This window comes from Psychrobacter sp. UBA6291 (genome assembly GCF_002439405.1).
GTDB classification, from domain to species: Bacteria; Pseudomonadota; Gammaproteobacteria; order Pseudomonadales; family Moraxellaceae; genus Psychrobacter; species Psychrobacter faecalis.
On the sequence record NZ_DJUD01000068.1, the window covers coordinates 1 to 19,728 of the forward strand.

General features: G+C 43.5%; 19 protein-coding genes, 1 tRNA gene and 1 other RNA gene. 15 read left to right on the forward strand and 6 right to left on the reverse strand.

All coding sequences use genetic code 11. The features are described 5' to 3' along the window. Positions 1–512: 512 nt before the first annotated feature. Positions 513–1,043, reverse strand: coding sequence for a hypothetical protein (locus tag B3R91_RS11035; RefSeq protein ID WP_286797650.1), 531 nt, complete (start codon positions 1,041–1,043; stop codon positions 513–515). A gap of 233 nt (positions 1,044–1,276) precedes the next feature. Further along, positions 1,277–1,690, reverse strand: a complete 414-nt coding sequence (locus tag B3R91_RS11040; RefSeq protein WP_144297539.1) for a hypothetical protein — start codon at positions 1,688–1,690, stop codon at positions 1,277–1,279. A gap of 216 nt (positions 1,691–1,906) precedes the next feature. Here B3R91_RS11040 and B3R91_RS11045 point away from each other — a divergent pair, with 216 nt between their 5' ends. Continuing rightward, positions 1,907–2,167: a hypothetical protein gene (locus B3R91_RS11045; protein WP_286797651.1), complete on the forward strand. Its 261-nt coding sequence runs from the start codon at positions 1,907–1,909 to the stop codon at positions 2,165–2,167. 15 nt (positions 2,168–2,182) lie between these two features. On the opposite strand, the gene B3R91_RS11050 is transcribed toward B3R91_RS11045, so the two are convergent. The 3 genes from B3R91_RS11050 to B3R91_RS11060 all read right to left on the reverse strand — a co-directional run bounded on the left by B3R91_RS11050 (position 2,183) and on the right by B3R91_RS11060 (position 6,259). Further along, a complete protein-coding gene (locus tag B3R91_RS11050; protein ID WP_286797652.1) occupies positions 2,183–4,651 on the reverse strand; it encodes a YgiQ family radical SAM protein in 2,469 nt (822 codons plus the stop codon). Between the two features lie 241 nt (positions 4,652–4,892). Next, on the reverse strand, positions 4,893–5,654 hold the full coding sequence (locus tag B3R91_RS11055; RefSeq protein WP_286797653.1) for a hypothetical protein: 762 nt from the start codon (positions 5,652–5,654) through the stop codon (positions 4,893–4,895). A gap of 137 nt (positions 5,655–5,791) precedes the next feature. Next, a complete protein-coding gene (locus B3R91_RS11060) occupies positions 5,792–6,259 on the reverse strand; it encodes an Lrp/AsnC family transcriptional regulator (RefSeq protein WP_286797654.1) in 468 nt (155 codons plus the stop codon). A 272-nt stretch (positions 6,260–6,531) separates the two neighbouring features. Between B3R91_RS11060 and rarD the strand changes: the two genes are divergently transcribed. After that, the gene (gene rarD / locus B3R91_RS11065; RefSeq protein ID WP_286797655.1) at positions 6,532–7,554 is read left to right on the forward strand and encodes an EamA family transporter RarD; all 1,023 of its coding nucleotides are present in this window, start codon (positions 6,532–6,534) and stop codon (positions 7,552–7,554) included. Between the two features lie 114 nt (positions 7,555–7,668). Here rarD and smpB read toward each other — a convergent pair whose 3' ends face one another. Then, positions 7,669–8,145, reverse strand: a complete 477-nt coding sequence (gene smpB, locus B3R91_RS11070; RefSeq protein ID WP_068405891.1) for an SsrA-binding protein SmpB — start codon at positions 8,143–8,145, stop codon at positions 7,669–7,671. Positions 8,146–8,394: 249 nt separating this feature from the next. On the opposite strand from smpB, the gene coaD reads away from it, so the two are divergent. The 13 genes from coaD to B3R91_RS11135 all read left to right on the forward strand — a co-directional run bounded on the left by coaD (position 8,395) and on the right by B3R91_RS11135 (position 19,724). Continuing rightward, positions 8,395–8,904 (forward strand): pantetheine-phosphate adenylyltransferase, encoded by a 510-nt coding sequence (gene coaD / locus B3R91_RS11075; protein ID WP_286797656.1) that lies wholly within the window; start codon positions 8,395–8,397, stop codon positions 8,902–8,904. A 122-nt stretch (positions 8,905–9,026) separates the two neighbouring features. After that, positions 9,027–9,275, forward strand: a complete 249-nt coding sequence (locus B3R91_RS11080) for a YfhL family 4Fe-4S dicluster ferredoxin (RefSeq protein WP_068405886.1) — start codon at positions 9,027–9,029, stop codon at positions 9,273–9,275. Between the two features lie 3 nt (positions 9,276–9,278). After that, complete coding sequence (gene bioA, locus B3R91_RS11085; RefSeq protein WP_286797658.1) at positions 9,279–10,616, forward strand: adenosylmethionine--8-amino-7-oxononanoate transaminase; 1,338 nt, start codon at positions 9,279–9,281, stop codon at positions 10,614–10,616. Beyond that, positions 10,613–11,332, forward strand: coding sequence for a dethiobiotin synthase (gene bioD / locus B3R91_RS11090; RefSeq protein ID WP_286797659.1), 720 nt, complete (start codon positions 10,613–10,615; stop codon positions 11,330–11,332). Before bioA ends, bioD begins: the two co-directional genes overlap by 4 nt. Before the next feature lie 89 nt (positions 11,333–11,421). Continuing rightward, positions 11,422–11,788: RNase P RNA component class A (gene rnpB, locus B3R91_RS11095), an RNA gene on the forward strand. 137 nt (positions 11,789–11,925) lie between these two features. After that, positions 11,926–12,002 (forward strand) — tRNA-Met (locus B3R91_RS11100). 308 nt (positions 12,003–12,310) lie between these two features. Beyond that, positions 12,311–14,110, forward strand: coding sequence for a translation elongation factor 4 (lepA, locus tag B3R91_RS11105; protein ID WP_144297546.1), 1,800 nt, complete (start codon positions 12,311–12,313; stop codon positions 14,108–14,110). 102 nt (positions 14,111–14,212) lie between these two features. Then, on the forward strand, positions 14,213–15,115 hold the full coding sequence (gene lepB, locus B3R91_RS11110) for a signal peptidase I (RefSeq protein WP_286797661.1): 903 nt from the start codon (positions 14,213–14,215) through the stop codon (positions 15,113–15,115). A 186-nt stretch (positions 15,116–15,301) separates the two neighbouring features. Continuing rightward, the gene (locus B3R91_RS11115; protein WP_201590459.1) at positions 15,302–15,697 is read left to right on the forward strand and encodes a DUF4845 domain-containing protein; all 396 of its coding nucleotides are present in this window, start codon (positions 15,302–15,304) and stop codon (positions 15,695–15,697) included. 150 nt (positions 15,698–15,847) lie between these two features. After that, positions 15,848–16,645 (forward strand): ribonuclease III, encoded by a 798-nt coding sequence (rnc, locus tag B3R91_RS11120; RefSeq protein WP_068405869.1) that lies wholly within the window; start codon positions 15,848–15,850, stop codon positions 16,643–16,645. A gap of 182 nt (positions 16,646–16,827) precedes the next feature. Continuing rightward, positions 16,828–17,991, forward strand: coding sequence for a GTPase Era (gene era, locus B3R91_RS11125; protein ID WP_286797664.1), 1,164 nt, complete (start codon positions 16,828–16,830; stop codon positions 17,989–17,991). A gap of 74 nt (positions 17,992–18,065) precedes the next feature. Continuing rightward, entirely contained in the window at positions 18,066–18,851 is a 786-nt protein-coding gene (gene recO / locus B3R91_RS11130) for a DNA repair protein RecO (protein WP_286797666.1), read from the forward strand. 75 nt (positions 18,852–18,926) lie between these two features. Beyond that, a complete protein-coding gene (locus tag B3R91_RS11135) occupies positions 18,927–19,724 on the forward strand; it encodes a pyridoxine 5'-phosphate synthase (RefSeq protein WP_286797667.1) in 798 nt (265 codons plus the stop codon). Positions 19,725–19,728 lie beyond the last annotated feature (4 nt).

Here is a 19,728-nt window from a genome sequence, read left to right on the forward strand (position 1 = left end):
TAGAACACCACCAAAATTATTACTGATGAATTTGAAACTGCTTATAAAAACCTTAAAACTACCTACAAGGAAGTAGAGGCAGAAATTAACAGTGTAAGGTTTATTGTTGGGAGCTTGAAGCAGAAAGAGTTGAACACCTTATTAGATGAAATACTTTTACCTTTGAAGTATTTGATAAAACATTCAGCATTTCGTGAAGAGCAAGAGTGTAGGATGATTTATATCACTTCAATCGATAGACCTGAAGTGACAATGGAATATGGTAGTTTTCTATATGTCGAGTATGAACCTAGCGTCAAAGACCATCTCGATAAAATTTATATGGCTCCTGCTGCGCTTCACCATAAGAGATACTTTTATTCTCTCTTAAAAGGTAATGTACCAGTTGAAGTATCAGGAAATGTATTCCGATAGTTAAATTAGATATCGAAGCCCAAAAATGCAGTGGTAGCTCGGTGGTAATCCATTTCCTGTTTTATGGATTATCATCTGTACGATACGCTAGCTTTCTGTTATTCGATCTCTTCATGCGCCTTAACCTCACCCTTCTTACTATCCGGCTGAATCACGATAGGTAATACCAATCCTTTCGCAAAGTCATCGGACAGCACATAATCATAGCTGCTGGCAGCGATATCAGGCGTAGTATGAATAACAAGTTTCATATCTTTATCATCGGTTAGCTCGTGCGAAGTATAGGTTTCGCTAAGCTGATCGAGTACTTTTGAGAGCGCTTCATTGCTTGCCATACTCACGGTCAGATTGTGCTGCGCCGTGGCATTATCGACTTTGAAATACTCCGCATAATCACGGACATTTTGGCTATCGAGCGCAAACGGATATTCATAATTGGCAGGATCAACAGCTTTTTCGCCGCTTGCGACCAGTGACCAGTCGATAGTATGCACGTCTGCTGCGTCAGCTGTTTGCGCAGCAGAAGATGTAGCAGTGCCATTAGAATCGTTGGCGCTATTATCGCAGCTCGTTAGTGCCGCCAAGCCTATGCTAGCCATTATCATCATACTTATGAGGCGCTTAACCATCGAAGTATCCTTTTATTATTGATTAACATACAGTTATTATCAGCGCTATTTTGCCAGTTTTCGCGTTGCTTCTCTAGCATAATAAAATAAAGCATTAGCGAGTACGCTTTTAAATTTGCGACCATAAAAAAACAGCCATCATTCGATGACTGTTTATATAGTGCTAGGTTTAATAGTTATGGGTTTAACAATGATGGGTTTATCATTATCAATGAGCAATTAAACCAAAATCATTATCTGCCTATCTGGCAGTTTACTTGATATTCTTTACCGTTTGCCCATTTCATAGCCAAGATACCTTTGTCTTCTTTCATGTGCCAAGCATAGACCACTTCTGGGTTTGACTCATTGACATAGCTTGCCGTATCACCTTGGACGCCGCCATTTAAAATGATAGGTTGGTCTGCCCAGTTTACTTTAGGTAAAGTCGCATTTAGCATGACTTGTTTTTTATTGATTGACTGTTTTGCCAAGATTTTGCTGTCATCGGTACAGGTATAAGGGGCGGGCGCCATACGGTCATAGGCGACATCGGTCACGCTTTCTGACGCAGGGGTCTTGTTTGGCGTAGTAGGTGCGGTGGTCGCACAGGCACTAAGTAGCGCTAGAGCAGGTAGGGCAACAGCAACTTTGGTTAGGGTATTCATGGCATTCTCCAAAAATGTAAAAATTAGCAGGTATTTTTTGACTATGCTTTTTCTAATCGTGCGTTTTTTAACGGCGCCTTATGCATATAGCGCCTATGTTAACGAAAAGCCTTTCTAGAGAATGTTAGAAATTGTTTGTTACATGTTCGTTAAGTTACTTAAACACTGGTTAATGTAACGCTGACCTTAATAGCTTCTGTAAAATAACTATAGTGGATGAAAAATAATATCGATGCATCACGCACTGCTGATATCAATTTTTCTTGCTTGCGGTGCCTGCGCAGACAGAAGCTACAAAAAATTGATATCAGTAATACCATCGCGTTTTTAGGATATTTTGACTATAAGCTTAAACAGTTATTCAAAAAAGCCAATGTATTTAATGGGCAAAACATAAAAAAGCGCCTATCGACTGCTGAGCCGATAGGCGCTTTAATTTGGGCATGGTTAAGAAAAAAAACGTTAACAGCTGCTTAATTATTTCGTATGGAACTATTTAGTTTTGCGCGGTGGCAGACCTGTATGCTGTGTTTGGAAGTTGCCTTTACTGACTTTTTTGTGATTTTTGCTCAATGTGCTTTTACCCGAGGTGTTTTTTGCAGCGTTAGAACTATTGTTGCTGCGTTTTACCGAGTCATTACCCAAGCGGCTGTTCTTTTTACGCGCCGATTGATAGCTGTCTTGCGCTGCATCGCGACCTTCTAAACTGGCGTTAAATGGCGGGATTAAGCAGCCACGACCTTTGCCAATCAAATCCCCACGTCCCATATCTCGCAGCGCTTTACGCAGCATGACCCAGTTTTTTGGGTCGTGATAACGTAAGAACGCTTTATGCAGTTTACGCTGCTTGCCAGACTTGACGATATCCATATCGCCCTCACTGCGGCTCACTTTATGCAGCGGGTCTTTATGCGTATGGTACATGGTGGTTGCGGTTGCCATCGGACTCGGATAAAACGCCTGTACTTGGTCAGCGCGGTAGCCATGACTTTTTAGCCACAGCGCGAGGTTCATCATATCCTCGTCTCTAGTACCGGGGTGAGCGGCGATAAAATACGGAATCAGATACTGCTCTTTGCCGGCCTCTTGGCTGTATTGCTCAAACATGGCTTTGAATTTATCGTAGTTGCCCATGCCAGGTTTCATCATTTTTGACAGCACCGCTTCTTCAGAGTGCTCAGGAGCAATCTTTAGATAACCGCCAACATGATGGCTGACCAATTCTTTGACGTATTCAGGGTCTTTAATAGCCAAATCGTAACGTAAACCTGAAGCAATCAAGATTTTTTTCACGCCTTTGATATCACGCGCTTTACGATAGAGCTGGGTCAAATTACTGTGATCGGTAATCAAGTTATCGCAGACGTCAGGATAGACACAAGACGGCTTACGGCAGTTCTTCTCTATCGTCTCGTCTTTACAGTTGAGGCGATACATATTGGCGGTCGGCCCACCAAGGTCAGAGATAACGCCAGTAAAGTTTGGCGCCGTATCACGAATCGCTTCGACTTCACGCAAGATAGACTCTTCTGAACGATTTTGGATAATACGGCCTTCATGCTCGGTGATTGAACAAAACGTACAACCGCCAAAACAGCCGCGCATAATATTGACCGAGAATTTAATCATGTCATAAGCAGGGATGCGTGCATCACCATAGCTTGGATGCGGCAAACGCGCGTACGGCAAATCAAAGACGTAATCCATCTCTTCGGTTGAGAGCGGAATCGGTGGCGGATTGAGCCAAACGTCAATCGAGGTATGCGAGTTACCAGCGCCGCTACTATGACGCTGCACCAAGGCACGCGCGTTACCCGGATTGGTTTCAAGGTGCAAGATACGGTTGGCATGCGCGTACAACACTGGGTCAGCTTTGACGTGCTCATAATCAGGCAGGCGAATGACCGTTTGCTCACGCGGCGGCATTTTAAGTTTATGTTTACGTGCGGTTTGTGGTTTATCAAAGCCGCGCAATTGTACTACTTGCGTGTCTTCATCGACTTGGTCAGCATTTAAGACTTTATTGGTCACGGGTTCGGCGACAAAGCCTTGATACTGTTTCGCATATTGGGCTGACATACCTGTCATTGCTGACGTAGCTTGTCCAACGGGTGAGGCGCTAGTCTTATCTTGCTCGATCGAACACTGATCGACGTCTTCCGTCATCACATACGGGTTGATAATCGGATCGACACGGCCAACGGTATCGACATCATTACTGGCAACCTCGGTCATACCTGCTTGCCAATGGCGACGGGTCGGGGTCAATAAGTACGCCGTACCGCGCAAACTGCTCATTTGCTCAAAGGTGTAACCTTTTGATAAGCCATGTACTACATCGACGATGGCGCGCTCAGCATTTCCATATAACAAGACATCAGCGCGCGCATCCATCAAGATACTGCGGCGGACTTTATCCGACCAATAATCATAATGAGCGATACGGCGTAAGCTGCCTTCGATGCCGCCCAAAATAATCGGCACATCAGGATAGGCTTCGCGGCAGCGCTGGCTATAGACGATAGCGGCGCGGTCAGGACGTTTGTCAGCCACGTTACCGGGAGAATAGGCATCATCGCTACGGATTTTACGGTCAGCGGTATAGCGGTTAATCATGCTATCCATGTTGCCAGCGGTCACGCCATACGCGTAAACCGGTTTACCAAGCTCCATAAAGGCATCTTTGCTTTTCCAATCTGGCTGGGCAATGATACCGACGCGAAAGCCTTGCGCTTCTAATAAACGACCGATAATCGCCATGCCAAAGCTTGGGTGGTCGACATAAGCATCGCCTGAGATGATGATGACATCACAGGCATCCCAGCCAAGCTCATCCATTTCTTTACGGCTCATCGGCAAATAAGGCGCAGGCTCGTAGCAGCTCGCCCAATGTTTGTCGTAGTCATAAAGAGGTTTGGTGCCTTGTTTAAAGGCGGTGCGGGCGATGGTATCGGCAGACATGAGCGGACCTGTTCATTAGAAAAGTGGCACTAAAAAAGCCGTTATCGTTATTCATTAACAACGGCTTATTTAAAAGCGCTCATTTTAACATGAATTGCTTTCATTATGTAAAAAAGAGATTTTATAATAGCGAGGTAAGTTATTGATAGTTTGGGATAATCTCTTGCTAAGAAGGATTATTAAACGTTAACAACCCTTCTTTGTTTATGAATTTGCTAAGTGAAAAAATTTATTGCTCTATCTATTGTTCTAAAAGCTGGAAGGGAAAGGTAACGACATCAAAGGCTAGGGCGAAAGGTAATAGCACCAGCTTTTGCGCGGTATTGGCACCGCTACGAGACACTTGTTGTTGCTGATTTTGAGTATAAAAACTGACGGTATAAGGTTTGCTTAAAGCGCGGTAATTAGATTGAATTAAGCTTAAATTACTCACTTGCGGATAGATAGCGCCTTTAACAGGCACGCTAAAGCAAAAGCGCTGGGCATTGATACGTAGGTCGCTGGCTGAAGTACAGTCGCGGCCATTATTTTGCAAAAAGAATTGATAGTCTGAGCGCTGGAATTCATCTTTTAACTTGGCATACGACAATTTCATTTCGCCCTGAAAATAGCCATCATTGTTGGGCACATAAAAACTCATGTCATTATCGACGTGGATATTTTTTGGCGTCAGATTGCTTAATAAGCCAATCATTTCCGTCCCGCCTTGGGTCAGCACATAGCTATTTTTTTCACCGACGATGACCATGGTGGCGTTGGGCGTTTTTGGTAATGCCTTTGCAGGACGACCAAAAGCGACAATTTGGTCTTCAGACAAGATTTGCTTGCTAGTTTTGCTGCTGACGTGATTGTCACTTTCTAATAAAGAGCTGGTGGCGCAGCCTGAGCTAGCAAGCAATGCCGCAAGTGATGCGCCTGTTAATAAGGTTTTTGGGTTTAATAACTTCGATAGGGTCTGAGCATTATTATTGGGATCGATAGGCGGTATCTTTTTACTCATCATCAGGCTTCCTTGTCTGCTATACGGTTGATAATTTATCTAGCATTTAATGCCAAACATTCGTTGCTATCGTACCTTTTTTAGCGATGGCTTATCCACTCTTATTCATGATAAAAATTGCACGGGATTTTTAGCTGTTATTAATCAAGCAAAATCTTGGTGCCGCTCTTGGTAAAGTTCATCACAAACTGGCTTTTAAAGCTGCGCACATTGTTCTCGTAAGTCAGCAAATTACGGGTAAATTCATGATAATCGTTCATGTTCTTGGCATTGACCATCAACATAAAATCCGCATCTCCTGACACTTCGTAGCAGCTCATTACTTGCGGTTGGTCATGCATCAAGCGCTCAAATCGATGCTGCATCGAGGTATTGGAGCGCGACATCTCTATCATAACCACCGCCGTAAGTCCGTAACCGACCTTATTTGGGTCAACGATAGCGACTTGTTTGGTAATCACACCGCTATCTATTAATGCTTGAATACGGCGCTGAGCGGTAGCGATAGAAACGTGTACACGTTCTGCGACCGTTTTTAACGGCAAAGTCGCATCGTCCTGTAGCAAATTTAAAATAGCTTTATCGGTATCGTCTAAAATATGGCTCACAGTCTCTTTTCCCTAGAAAATCACAAATATTAAGATTTTTATTATAAATATTATTGTTAATGATATAAATATAAGAAAATAACTAAGTTTTAGTAATTTCCGAAGTAAATTTATTCTAATAAGAGATTATATAGAAATAATTTCTCATAGCACCTTAGTAGAATAGACGCTATTGATTAAAGCTTAGCAATCAAAGCTTGTGAATAATTGAATAAGTAAAATAAAGAAATCGCTAAGCCTTCTAACGTCTATTTATATTTACGGTGCTTATCATGTCGAACCCAACGCCCTCTAATGTCTCTACTAATGTGCTCACAGCTACCGTTTCACGCTTGCCGTTGCCTGCTGTATGGACGGCGGGTAGCAAACAGCAACGTACATTGATAATGGGCGTAGCGCTGGCGATATTATCAAATCTGTTATTTGGTGTGCTTTATGCCTATAGCAGTTTTTTAGCGCCGTTATCTGGCTCCCAAGTTTTTATCTGGCGTATGCTAGCGATGTGGGCGGCGCTAATAGGGTATTTGCTGATTAGTGGGCGCTTGGGTTTGCATCTTGATAAATTAAAGGCGCTCCGAACCGTTAAGCAATGGGTATGGTTATTATTGCCAACGCCGATATTTCTCAGCCAGTTTTGGCTGTTTATGTGGGCACCAGTTAATGGTCAAGGCGTGCAAACCGCGATGGGTTATTTTCTCTTTCCACTGATGATGGTGGTGTTTGGTTGCGTCCTATTTGGCGAAAAATTAAGCCGTCTGCAATGGTTGGCCGTTGGCTTTGCCGCAGTCGGCGTCGGTAGTGAGATTGTACGTACCCAAAGTGTTTCTTGGGCGACGCTTTGGGTCTGCGGCACTTATCCTGTTTATTATATCTTACGCCGCCTACAAGGTATCGGCGCGATTACAGGTTTGCTGGTGGATTTAACCATCTTCGCCCCGTTTGCCGTCGCCTATTTATTATTTGTTGCGCCGAGCAGTTTAGGATTGGTTGGCGGCTCTAGCTTTTTTATCATGATGTTGGCAGGGCTTGGCGTGCTTAGCGTGCTCGCGATGAAAACCAATGTTGACGCCAGTCAAATGCTCCCTGTCAATGTTTACGGTATGATGAGCTATATCGAGCCGGCGTTATTATTTATCTTAGCAATCACTGTCTTGGGCAATCCGTTTGAATCAGCGATGATTTATAGTTATGGCTTAATTTGGCTCGGAATTGCTTGCCTAATCGCGCACGGTATCCGTCAATTACGCCGCGCTCATAAAGAGTCAAAAGTGAGCAAAATTGCCCAAACGGTCTAAAATTTGCTCCGTTAAATTAACAAGTTTACCTTAGCAATGTCATAAAAAAGGACGACTCAACAATATGCTGAATCGTCCTTTTTGCGTTAGATTAAAATTCATCTTACGAAAATTCTAATCCAAATGCTGCTTAAAGCCGCGCTGCTTATCACGCTCCCAGTCACGGTCTTTTAGCGTTTTACGTTTATCGTGTTGCTTTTTACCAACGGCAAGCGCAATCTGGCATTTCACTAAGGAATTTTTCCAGTAGCAAGATAAGGGTACGCACGCATAGCCTTTTTGATTGACCGCGCCCATGAGTTTTTCAATTTCGCGGCGATTGAGCAGCAGCTTACGGGTGCGGATGCTATCAGGGCTGACATGCGTTGAGCTTGAAAGCAGCGGCTGAATATGGGCGCCAAATAAAAATGCCTCATTATTACGAAAGATAATATATGCTTCGGTAATGGTCATTTTGCCGGCACGAATGGCCTTCACTTCCCAGCCTTGTAACGATAGACCTGCCTCAAAGGTTTCTTCAATAAAATACTCGTGACGAGCTTTTTTATTGGCACAGATTTGATTGTCAGGTTTTTTTGATTTTTTTGACATAATTTCTCCATAAGGACTTTTACATACATGGTTTGTATAAATTGTCCTTGTCTAACTGTTCCTCATTCTAACCCTTAAATGTAGATATTTTTTTTACCTATTAAGAGCGATGAGTCGAACCGCCTATTGTAGCAAAGCGCACAGCGAAAAGGTAAATCGGCTGTTAGGACAAATGTAGCAGATAAGTAGGAAGTTTGAGCAAAATTTGCTAGCATATGAGTCATTATCATTAACCATATTAGCCCTGTTATGAGCCTTTCTGCTACTTCTTCAAAATTGCATACCAAAATTTTATACCCTGGTACCTTTGACCCGATTACCAACGGTCATGTCGACTTGGTTAAACGCGCGGCTAAATTGTTCGATGAGGTCGTCATCGCCGTGGCCTCTGGTCATCATAAAAAACCATTGTTCGATTTTGAGGAGCGCGTACATTTGGTCGAGACGGTATTTACGGATTTACCGCAAGTGTCGGTGATTGGCTTTGAAGGCTTGCTGGTCGATTTTATGCGCGAAAAAAATGCCACTGCCGTATTGCGTGGCCTACGCGCGATGTCCGACTTTGAATATGAGTTTCAGCTGGCCAATATGAATCGCGAGCTTGATGAGAATTTTGAAGCGGTATTTTTAACGCCGTCGCAAAATTACTCGTTTATCTCATCGACTATGATTCGTGAAATTGCCAAACTTGGCGGCGATGTGACGAAATTTGTGCCACCTTGCGTCTCAGAAGCTTTTATAGAAAAACTCAGCAGCTAACATTTAGTGAAACGATTACTAAGTTAAGCTTTAATGATGAGTTGGTGGTTTAATATTAAGCATAATCGTAAGCCACGGACGTACTCATTTATTATCAACTGCTAGCAAATAAGGAGCAGTTTATGGCGTTATTAATTACCGATGAATGCATCAATTGTGATGTCTGCGAGCCTGCTTGCCCAAATGAAGCCATCTCAGAGGGCGATGATATTTATGTCATCGACCCTGATTTATGTACAGAGTGTGTCGGTCATTTTGATGAGCCGCAATGCGTGGTCATCTGTCCTGTCGACTGTATCCCGCATGACCCAAACCACGTCGAAACCCAAAGCGATTTATTGGCAAAATACAAACGCATTACTGGCAAATAGAAAATGAAGAGATCTGACCGCTCAACGAGTAGCCTTTCAACCAACGATTTCGACCAACAGCACCTTTGGCATCCTTATGCCAGCTTGCCACCCACCTATCCTAATATCGTCATCGACCATGCTGAAGGTATTTATATCGTTACTAACGATGGCATGCGCCTGATTGACGGCATGTCGTCATGGTGGGCGAGTATCCATGGCTATAATCATCCAACGCTCAATACGGCGATGATTGCACAATTGGGCAAAATGGCGCATGTGATGTTTGGCGGCTTGACCCATCAGCCAGCGATAGATTTAGGCAAAAAATTATTATCCATTGTCCCGGATGGTCTTGATGCGATATTTTATGCCGATAGCGGCAGCATTGCCGTCGAAGTGGCGCTAAAAATGGCGCTGCAGTATCAAATTGCAGCCGGATGTCCCAATAAAAACCAATTTGCCTCGACCCATTCTGGCTATTATGGCGATACCTGGCACGCGATGAGTGTCTGTGACCCAGTCGGCGGCATGCATAGCCTGTATGGTACACAATTGCCTTTGCAGCATTTTGCCCCTGCGCCGCCTATGGGATTTGAACATAAATTAACGCAAGGCGTGCGCGATGAATTAATCCAGTTTTTTGCTAAACATAGCGCTCAGCTTGCCGGATTTATTATTGAGCCAATTATTCAAGGCGCAGGCGGGATGCGCTTCTATAGCCCTGAGTATTTACAACTACTGCGTCAGCTATGTGATGAGCATGACGTGCTGCTGATTGCGGATGAAATCGCCACTGGGTTTGGGCGTAGTGGCAAGCTGTTTGCGTGTGAGTATGCCAATATTAGTCCTGATATTATGACTATTGGCAAAGCGCTAACAGGTGGCTATATGACTTTTGCGGCGACCCTCTGTACCCGTGAGGTTGCCGAAACCATTAGCCAAAGCGACTATCCAGCCCTGATGCATGGTCCGACCTTTATGGGCAATCCGCTGGCCTGTGCTGTTGCTTGTGCGTCGATTGATTTAATCTTATCTTATGATATCGAATCGCGTACGGCAAATATGCAAACTATCATGGATGAGCAGCTAGCCACAGCGGCAAATTTAAATGGCGTTGCGGATGTTCGTTGTTTAGGCGCGGTCGCTGTGATTGAGCTAGATGAGGCGGTTGATATGCCAGTTTTTCAATCTTTGCTGATTGACAATGGCATTTGGGTCAGACCCTTTGGCAAATTGGTCTATATTATGCCGCCTTATGTCATTAGCGATGACGAACTGGTGACGTTGTGCCAAGCTCTCCTAACTGTCGTCACTATTTATTTGGGTCAAATGTCTACGACCAACAGAGTTTCGCTATGAGTGTGCTATTTATATCCGGCATTGATACCGATATTGGCAAGACTTATGCCACAGGTATGATGGCGAAAGCGCTGATGCAGCAAGGCATTAGCGTCATCACTCAAAAGCTGGTACAAACAGGCGTTAGTATCGATTCAGCTAGTGGTAAAATGAATATTGCAGATGATATTGTCACTCATCGTCAATTAATGAACATTCCGCTACAACCTTGTGATTTAGACTTTACCACTTGTCTGTATCGTTATGAAAAACCCGCGTCGCCGCATTTATCTGTCAAGCTTGCCAATGCTGTTTTAGATTTTAAAATCATCACTAAATCTACGCAGCAATTGCAACAAAGCTACGACGCGGTACTATTAGAAGGCGCTGGCGGGTTACTGGTACCAATCACTGAACAACTATTAACCTTAGATTATATTGCTGAGCAAGGCTATCCAGTTATTTTGGTTACCTCAGGGCGGCTTGGTAGTATCAATCATACCTTGCTGAGTTTAGAGGCGATTAAAGCGCGCGGTTTAACGCTGCATAGCGTCATTTATAACCATATTCATGATAGTGCCGCTCAGACGGATGATGAGATTACCAATAGTACGATTGATTATTTAAAAAACTACTTAGCGCGCCATTATCCAAACAGCTATTGGTTACAAATGGCGCAACAAACAAATAGCACTATAGGTAATGATAGTTTAGCTTTACCGCCAGATTTTATTTAAACGCTATTATTTAAATAGTTTTATAGCAACAAATAAATAAGCGCAAAACACTTTCCACACCTGATACTAATTTTGCTATACTAGCGCGCTTGGTAGACTAGGCGATCGCCGCTGCACACTGGCAACAGATGCGCAGGGGAGGAAAGTCCGGGCTACATAGGGCAGCGTGCCAGCTAACGGCTGGGCAGGGTAACTTGACGACAAGTGCAGCAGAGAGCAGACCGCCTTTGGTGTCGCAAGACATTATCGGTAAGGGTGAAAGGGTGCGGTAAGAGCGCACCGCGTGAATGGTAACATCTCACGGCAGGGTAAACTCCACGCGTAGCAAGACCAAATAGGCATCGATATGACGCGGCCCGCGTTCGATGCGGGTAGGTTGCTTGAGCGTATCAGCGATGATACGCCTAGAGGAATGATCGTCCACGACAGAACCCGGCTTATCGGTCTACCAACTTTTTTGTTTTGCGGTTCGTTTTTATTGTTAGTATTATGCATATTTGCGTTAATTTGGATGAAATGCGTCTTTTTCGCAAAAAATGCTAATTAGGGGTTGACGCAAGTCCTCTCTATCGGTATTATACCGAGCCTTAAATGGCGATGTAGCTCAGCTGGTTAGAGCGCACGACTCATAATCGTGAGGTCAAGAGTTCAAGTCTCTTCATCGCCACCATATTTAGTAAGACCAGCAGTAATAAAATGCCAATCATCTTATGATTGGTTTTTTTTTGCCTGATTTTTGCTTGCTGACAAAATCAACTTACTTTATAGCGGAAAACTGCTAGAATACCTTCGTATGCCTGCGCGTCATAAAAGTTAGTCATTTGCGCTGTGGGCATTTCAATTGCGGCAATACAGTAGGTACTTAATCTGTCTCTTTTGGCGTATTGGCCAGTATGAGCTATAAGTATGTATTCGACGGTTGCCATCTGACACTATGTATATCCGTTATTCAATCCTCCATTATTTAGTAGGCGCTTTGTGACTGCATTAGCCAATATTCGTAACTTTTCTATTATTGCCCACATTGATCACGGCAAGTCGACCCTTGCTGACCGTTTTATTCAAATGTGTGGTGCCTTGCAAGATCGTGAGATGCAGGCGCAAGTTCTTGATTCTATGGACATTGAGCGTGAGCGCGGCATCACTATTAAAGCTCAGTCTGTGACCTTGTTTTATGATCATCCTAACGGTGAGCGTTATCAGCTAAACTTCATTGATACGCCCGGTCACGTCGATTTCTCTTATGAGGTCTCACGCTCATTAGCGGCTTGCGAAGGCGCGCTATTGGTGGTTGATGCAGCGCAAGGCGTCGAAGCACAGTCGGTCGCCAACTGTTATACCGCTGTTGATCAGGGCTTAGAGGTGATGGCGGTTTTAAATAAAATTGACTTGCCGCAAGTTGAGCCTGAGCGCGTGATTCAAGAGATTGAAGACATTATCGGTATTGATGCAGTTGATGCGCCGCGCGTCTCGGCAAAATCCGGTCTTGGTGTCGATAAATTACTAGAAGCCTTGGTTGAATTTATTCCTGCGCCAACGGGCGACCGTGATGCACCGCTACAGGCATTGATTATCGACTCATGGTTTGATAACTATCTGGGCGTGGTGTCTTTAGTACGTGTGCGTGAAGGAACGATTAAAAAAGGCGATAAGCTGTATATTAAGTCGACCAAAGAGGCGCACTTAGTGGGCTCAATTGGTGTCTTTACCCCGAAACCTGTAGACACAGGTATTTTACAAGCGGGCGAAGTAGGCTTTGTTATCGCAGGAATCAAAGATATTGCTGGTGCGCCTGTTGGCGATACGATTACCCATGCCAGTACGCCTGATGTTGAGCGTATTCCTGGATTTAAGCAAATCACGCCGCAAGTTTATTCTGGTATGTTCCCAGTAGATTCTAGTGATTTTGAAAAATTCCGTGAAGCGCTGCAAAAACTTCAGATTAACGATGCGTCGCTATACTTTGAGCCTGATACCTCCGACGCGCTCGGCTTTGGTTTTCGCTGTGGCTTCTTAGGTATGCTGCACATGGAGATTATCCAAGAGCGTTTAGAGCGTGAATATGACTTGGATTTAATCACCACCGCGCCGTCGGTTATTTATGAGATTGAAAAGAAAAACGGCGACGTCATTTACGTAGATAACCCGTCAAGATTGCCTGAACCAAATAATATCGAAGAGTTCCGTGAGCCAATTGCCCGTTGTCAGATTTTAGTGCCGCAAGATTACTTGGGTAACGTCATGACACTATGTATTGAGCGCCGCGGCGTCCAAGTCGATATGCGTTTTATGGGTCGTCAAGTGCAGCTGATTTTTGATATTCCGATGGGCGAGGTGGTCATGGACTTCTTTGACCGCCTAAAATCAGTGTCGCGCGGATTTGCGTCGCTCGATTATAATTTCGAGCGCTATCAAGCTGATAAATTGGTCAAAGTTGACGTCCTCATCAATGGCGATAAAGTCGATGCCTTAGCGATGATTGTGCACCAAGATCAAGCACGTTTCCGTGGCAATCAGCTGGTTACTAAGATGAAAGAGCTGATTCCACGTCAGATGTTTGATGTGGCGATTCAAGCGGCAATTGGCAGTCAAATTATCGGTCGTAGTACCGTCAAAGCCATGCGTAAAGACGTCTTGGCTAAGTGTTATGGCGGTGACGTCTCGCGTAAGAAAAAACTACTGTCTAAGCAAAAAGCGGGTAAAAAACGTATGAAGCAAGTGGGTAACGTCGAGATTCCACAAGAAGCCTTCTTGGCCGTCTTGCAGGTCGATAATTAAACGTTCATTATCTTTTAAAAGATAAAAACACAGCAATATTCGGCATAGACAGCTTTACTGCAACCGTGGTTTGATTTTCAGCTCGTTAATAGGCAAATTCGTATGGATTTTGATTTTAATTTAATTTTAGTGCCATTAACCCTCGGCTTAGGTATTATTTGGCTATTAGAGAAGCTGACGCTCAAACAGCGTAAAACCCGCGGTCGCGGTAAAGAAAGCTTACTGGTACGTTGGGCATATGATTTTTTCCCAGTGTTAGCGGTGGTCTTGATAGTGCGCTCATTCTTGATTGAGCCGTTTAATATTCCTTCATCGTCGATGGTGCCAACCTTGTATACGGGTGATTTTATCGCGGTCAATAAATACGCGTATGGCGTACGTCTGCCGCTGACTTATAATAAAGTGCTTGATACAGGCGCGCCTGAGCATGGCGATGTGGCCGTTTTCCGCTACCCAGAAAACCCAAGTATTTACTATATTAAGCGCGTGATCGGCTTGCCGGGCGATACCGTCAGTTATAATCAAGGGACGCTGGCAATTAATGATACGCCAGTTCCTACCAAAGCGGTCAATTTTGACGCCGATGCTGAGCTGACCTCACAGCTATATCCAGCCGGACAAGTGGCACCCGGACAAGTCTTGACTGAAGACAATGCCATACGAATGGGGCAGCAAGAAGAAAGTGAGGCAAAGTACTTTGAAGAGATTCAAGGCGACAACAAACACTTGGTTCGCTATTTAGCGGATATGAATAGCTCGCAGTACGCACCATTTTTACAGCAAGAGTCACCAGAAGTGGTCAACTCTGAAGGCACAGAGTGGCGTATCAAAGTGCCAGAAGGTCATTACTTTGTAATGGGTGACAACCGCGATCGTAGTGCTGATGGGCGTTTTTGGGGTTTTGTTCCCGATGATAATTTAGCGGGTAAAGCGGTCTATATTTGGATGCATAAACCGCCCGGTCTTAACTTACCAACCTTTAAGCGCAATGGTAGTATTGATTGATATTATTGCTGCATTAAAGAGTAACGCTCGCTAAAGAATAATGCTGCGCTAAAGAATAATGTTCCGATAATAGTTTGTGCTAATATGATGGTTGTTTGATAAAAACCATCATATTAAAGGTGGTTAACAAGACAGTTTTCTAAATATGGCAGTTTACCTATAGCAACTTACCCCTTGAGAGGTCTTATGGTGCAGCAGTTATCTGGGTTGTCTTCGCAGCGCGGTGCTAGTGTAACGAGTGTCGTTTTTATTATTATCGTTTTGGGCGTGGCTGCTAAATTGCTCGTCGCTATTGCTCCAGCGCAAATTGGCGATTACCAATTGACAAAAACCTTAAGTGCGCAGCTTAAAGAGTCCAATGCCAATAAAGAAACGGCCAAGCAGTTTGTAGAGCGCGTGAATAAGCAGCTGTCTATTAACGCCGATTATGATACCAAAGCAGAAGAAGTGTTTACTTTTACTGATAAGAAACCAGGTCAATTGGCTATTCATAAAAAGTATGAAACCACCAATAATTTTTTTGGTAATATCGATATCGTTAATCGCTTTGAAGGCGACATTGACTCTACTACTGCTGAATAACTTAACTATTAAAGCTTATATATCAAAACTTAAAGCGTTAAAATCAAAGTAATAAAGTACTTTGTTATTTTTAATTTTCTAACCAATTTCTAAAACACTGGTATTTCATTATATTTACCACTGAAAAAAAGGGATACACACAGACCACGCATGAAACCAACTTCGCAGTCTCCTCAGGCGGTTCCCAATCCCCATAAAAATAGCGTGTCTGATGACACGCTTATTATTAGCGCAGAATTTATTCAACGGTTAGCGATCTTGTCGCGCAAGTTGGGCTATGTGTTTAATGATTTAAGCTTGCCTAAACTGGCGCTTACCCATCGTTCCTTTGATAGTAAGAAAAACTATGAGCGCTTGGAGTTTTTGGGCGACGCTTTATTAGGGATGATCGTCGGTGAAGCATTGTATCACCGCTATCCGACGCAAAATGAAGGCCGTCTGACGCGCATGCGGGCAACATTGGTACGGCAGGAATCGCTTGTGATTATTGCGCAAAACTTAGAGCTGTCTAATCATTTGATATTGGGCGTTGGTGAGCGAAAAGGGGGCGGGCGCAATCGTGCTTCCATCTTGGCAGATGCGGTAGAGTCATTGATAGGCGCTATTTATTTAGACAGTCAAGATATGGATATTACCCGAGCGTGCGTGCTATCGTGGTATGGTGATCTCATAGACAATGTCAGTGACCAAAAAGCGCTAAAAGACGCTAAAAGCCGATTACAAGAATGGCTGCAATCTAAGCAGTTTGACTTGCCACATTATGAGCTGATGGAAACCCGTGGTAACGCTCCGCACCAAATCTTTGTGGTGCGCTGTCAGGTTAATATAAATAATTGCCCTGATATTACCGAGTCTGGTGAAAGCCGCCGTATCGCTGAGCAAAAAGCAGCAGAATTAATGATTAATCAGCTACATAAACTGCCAGGACAGCCAAAAAGACGTACCTAGTTTTTTAAAGCTAATTTTTTAAAAACCATTTTCTCTAATGCTAAATTCGATGGTTTTAATAAATGATTTCAATGAGTCGTTTTTTGAAATAACTCATACCTTTAACATGATCAGTTTTATGTCGCCTTTCTTTAAAAAACCAACAAGTGGCATAACTGATGACAACCTCCAAGGATTAATCCATGAGCAATCAGCATGACTTGCCATTAAATAATGAAGACAATGCCAAAAATATGACCGAAAACCCAGATATGAGTTCAAGCCAAAATGCGACTGCAGCAAATGGCGTTGTACAAGATGACGTGCAGAAAAACAACGCCAGATTAAACGATGCTAAGCTAACGGTTGATAACACCGAAGATACTACGTTAGATAATGATACGACGATAGAAGAGTTTTTTTCATCAAATAACAATGCCCATGTCGCTGAAGGTTTTAAAGCCGGTTATGTGGCGATTGTTGGTCGCCCAAATGTGGGTAAATCAACTTTGATGAACCATTTATTGGGTCAAAAGCTGTCTATTACCTCGCGTAAACCGCAAACTACCCGCCACCGTATCCATGGCATTTTGTCTAATGACGAGATGCAAGCGGTGTTTGTTGATACTCCAGGTATTCATCGCAATGAGGTACGCGCTATCAATGAGCGTATGAATAAAGCTGCCGTCTCTGCATTGGTTGATGTTGATTTGGTGTTATTTGTCGTTGATTCAGACCAGTGGCGCGATGACGATTTATTGACCCTACAAAAGCTTGGCGATACCAATCTGACCGTAGTATTGGTGATTAATAAAGCCGATACGCTAAAAGATAAAGGTAGCGTGTTACCACTGATCGAAACGTTTAATGAAAGTTTTGATTTCGCTGATATCGTCCCTGTTTCTGCTTTAAAAAATCAAAACCTAGACCGCTTGCAAGAAGTGATTGCCTCGCATTTGCCAATCGCCGACCCTATCTATGATAGCGAGCAGATTACCGATCGCTCAGAGCGCTTCTTAGCCAGTGAAATTATTCGCGAAAAAATCATGCGTAGTGCCGGCGATGAAGTACCATACGATTTGACGGTACAGATTGATGGTTTTAAAGACGAAGCGGCGCATATTGACCCAAAAACTGGTCGTCCGCGTAAAGCGGTCACTTTTATCGATGCGACCATTTATGTTGAGCGTAGCGGGCAAAAAGCGATTGTCATTGGTGATAAAGGTCAGCGTATCAAACAGGTCGGCATGGATGCACGTAAAGATATGGAACAACTGTTTGATAAGAAAATCATGTTAACACTGTGGGTGAAAGTGAAACGCGGTTGGTCTGATGATGAGCGCGCTTTGACCAGTTTAGGATATTAAGCACGATTAAAAAAGCATGGTGGGTAGATTTTTACCGCCATGTCTCTATATCACCACGGCTGAGGTAATAATCCATGCGTAATGAAGCGTTAATCGGTTATTTATTACATCAGCGCCCCTACCAAGAAAAGCGCGCCTTATACTATCTGTTTTCCCAGCAACATGGTGTCATCCATGGCGTTGGCAAAAAAGGCGCGCCGCTTTTTATGCCCCTGCAACTTTTTGCCAGCGGTAAACGCGATTTAAAAACATTCACGCAGATTAATATCGCGCCATTAAGCTTGATTCAAGATTCAGTAGCACAAATAGCCCAAAATTCTTTAGCACTAAAAGACAGTAATGTTAATCTAGCAGAGACGCTGCATCATGAAAATATCAGCGGCCAACATCAGTATGCAGCCTTGTATTTAAATGAAATACTGTGGCGACTATTACCCACCGAAGATCCCATGCCAATATTATGGCAACACTACCAAAATAGCCTACAGCAGCTTAAGCAGCCTTTAACTGCCGATGAGCTGCGTCTGTGTTTGCGTCAGTTTGAAGCGTATTTATTCAACGAATTGGGCTTTGCTCTAACCTTAAAACATGACAGTTTAGATCAAGCTATCGAGCTCGACACCTGGTACCGTTTTTTACCTGATGTGGGCTTAGTGCCAATTGTGCATAATGATGATATAGCTGTTACACAAAACATTTTTAAAGGTAATGAGATTTTATCGATGGCAGAGCAAGGTTTATCTAGCTCAAATCTCAATGCATGGTCACGTTTGCATCGGCAATTAATTGACCATTTGCTCGATTATCAGCCTTTACAAAGTCGCTTACTCTGGCAGCAGCAACAGCGCTATCAATCTTAACTTAAGCGTAAAATCCAATATTCTATAAACTATTTTTTAGTAAATTACTTCAATATGTATAAAAGGATTTTTTTTATGATTAATGCAACAGTAAAGACTTCCAACTTAGCACAAACTTCAGAAAATGCCTTAAAAAAGCCTCTGTTAGGGGTAAATATTGACCATGTAGCGACCTTACGTCAGGCTCGCGGTGTCAGTTACCCTAGCCCCTTGGCAGCTGCTCTGCTATGTGAGCAAGCTGGAGCTGATGGTATCACCATTCATTTGCGTGAAGACCGCCGACACATTCAAGACGCTGACGTTTATGAGATAGCTGAGCAGCTAACCACCAGAATGAACTTGGAGATAGCAGCAACGGCTGAGATGCTAGAGATTGCTCGTCAAGTTAAGCCGTATTGGGTATGTTTAGTACCTGAAAAACGTGCCGAATTGACTACCGAAGGCGGACTTGACGTTGCAGGGCAGGTAGCTTGGCTAACAGATTATGTTAGTAAATTACAAGCAGTAGGTATCAAGGTTTCTTTATTTATTGATCCAGAATACAAGCAGATTGCAGCAGCGGTAAGCTGTGGGGCAGATGCAATTGAATTGCATACTGGTGCTTATGCGGAAGCGGGTTTAGTAGGTAATATCGCTAAAATGAATGATGAGCTTACTCGAATTAAGCAAGCTGTGCAAACCGCGCAACATGCTGATCCCAAGCTTTTAGTTAATGCTGGTCATGGTTTGACGCGTGATAATGTCCACGCTATTGCGCAAATTGATGGTATATATGAGCTAAATATCGGACATGCCCTCATCGCCGACGCCGTTTTTGTGGGATTAGAGCAAGCGGTTGTTATGATGAAGTCTGCTATGCGTCAAAATATTTAAACAC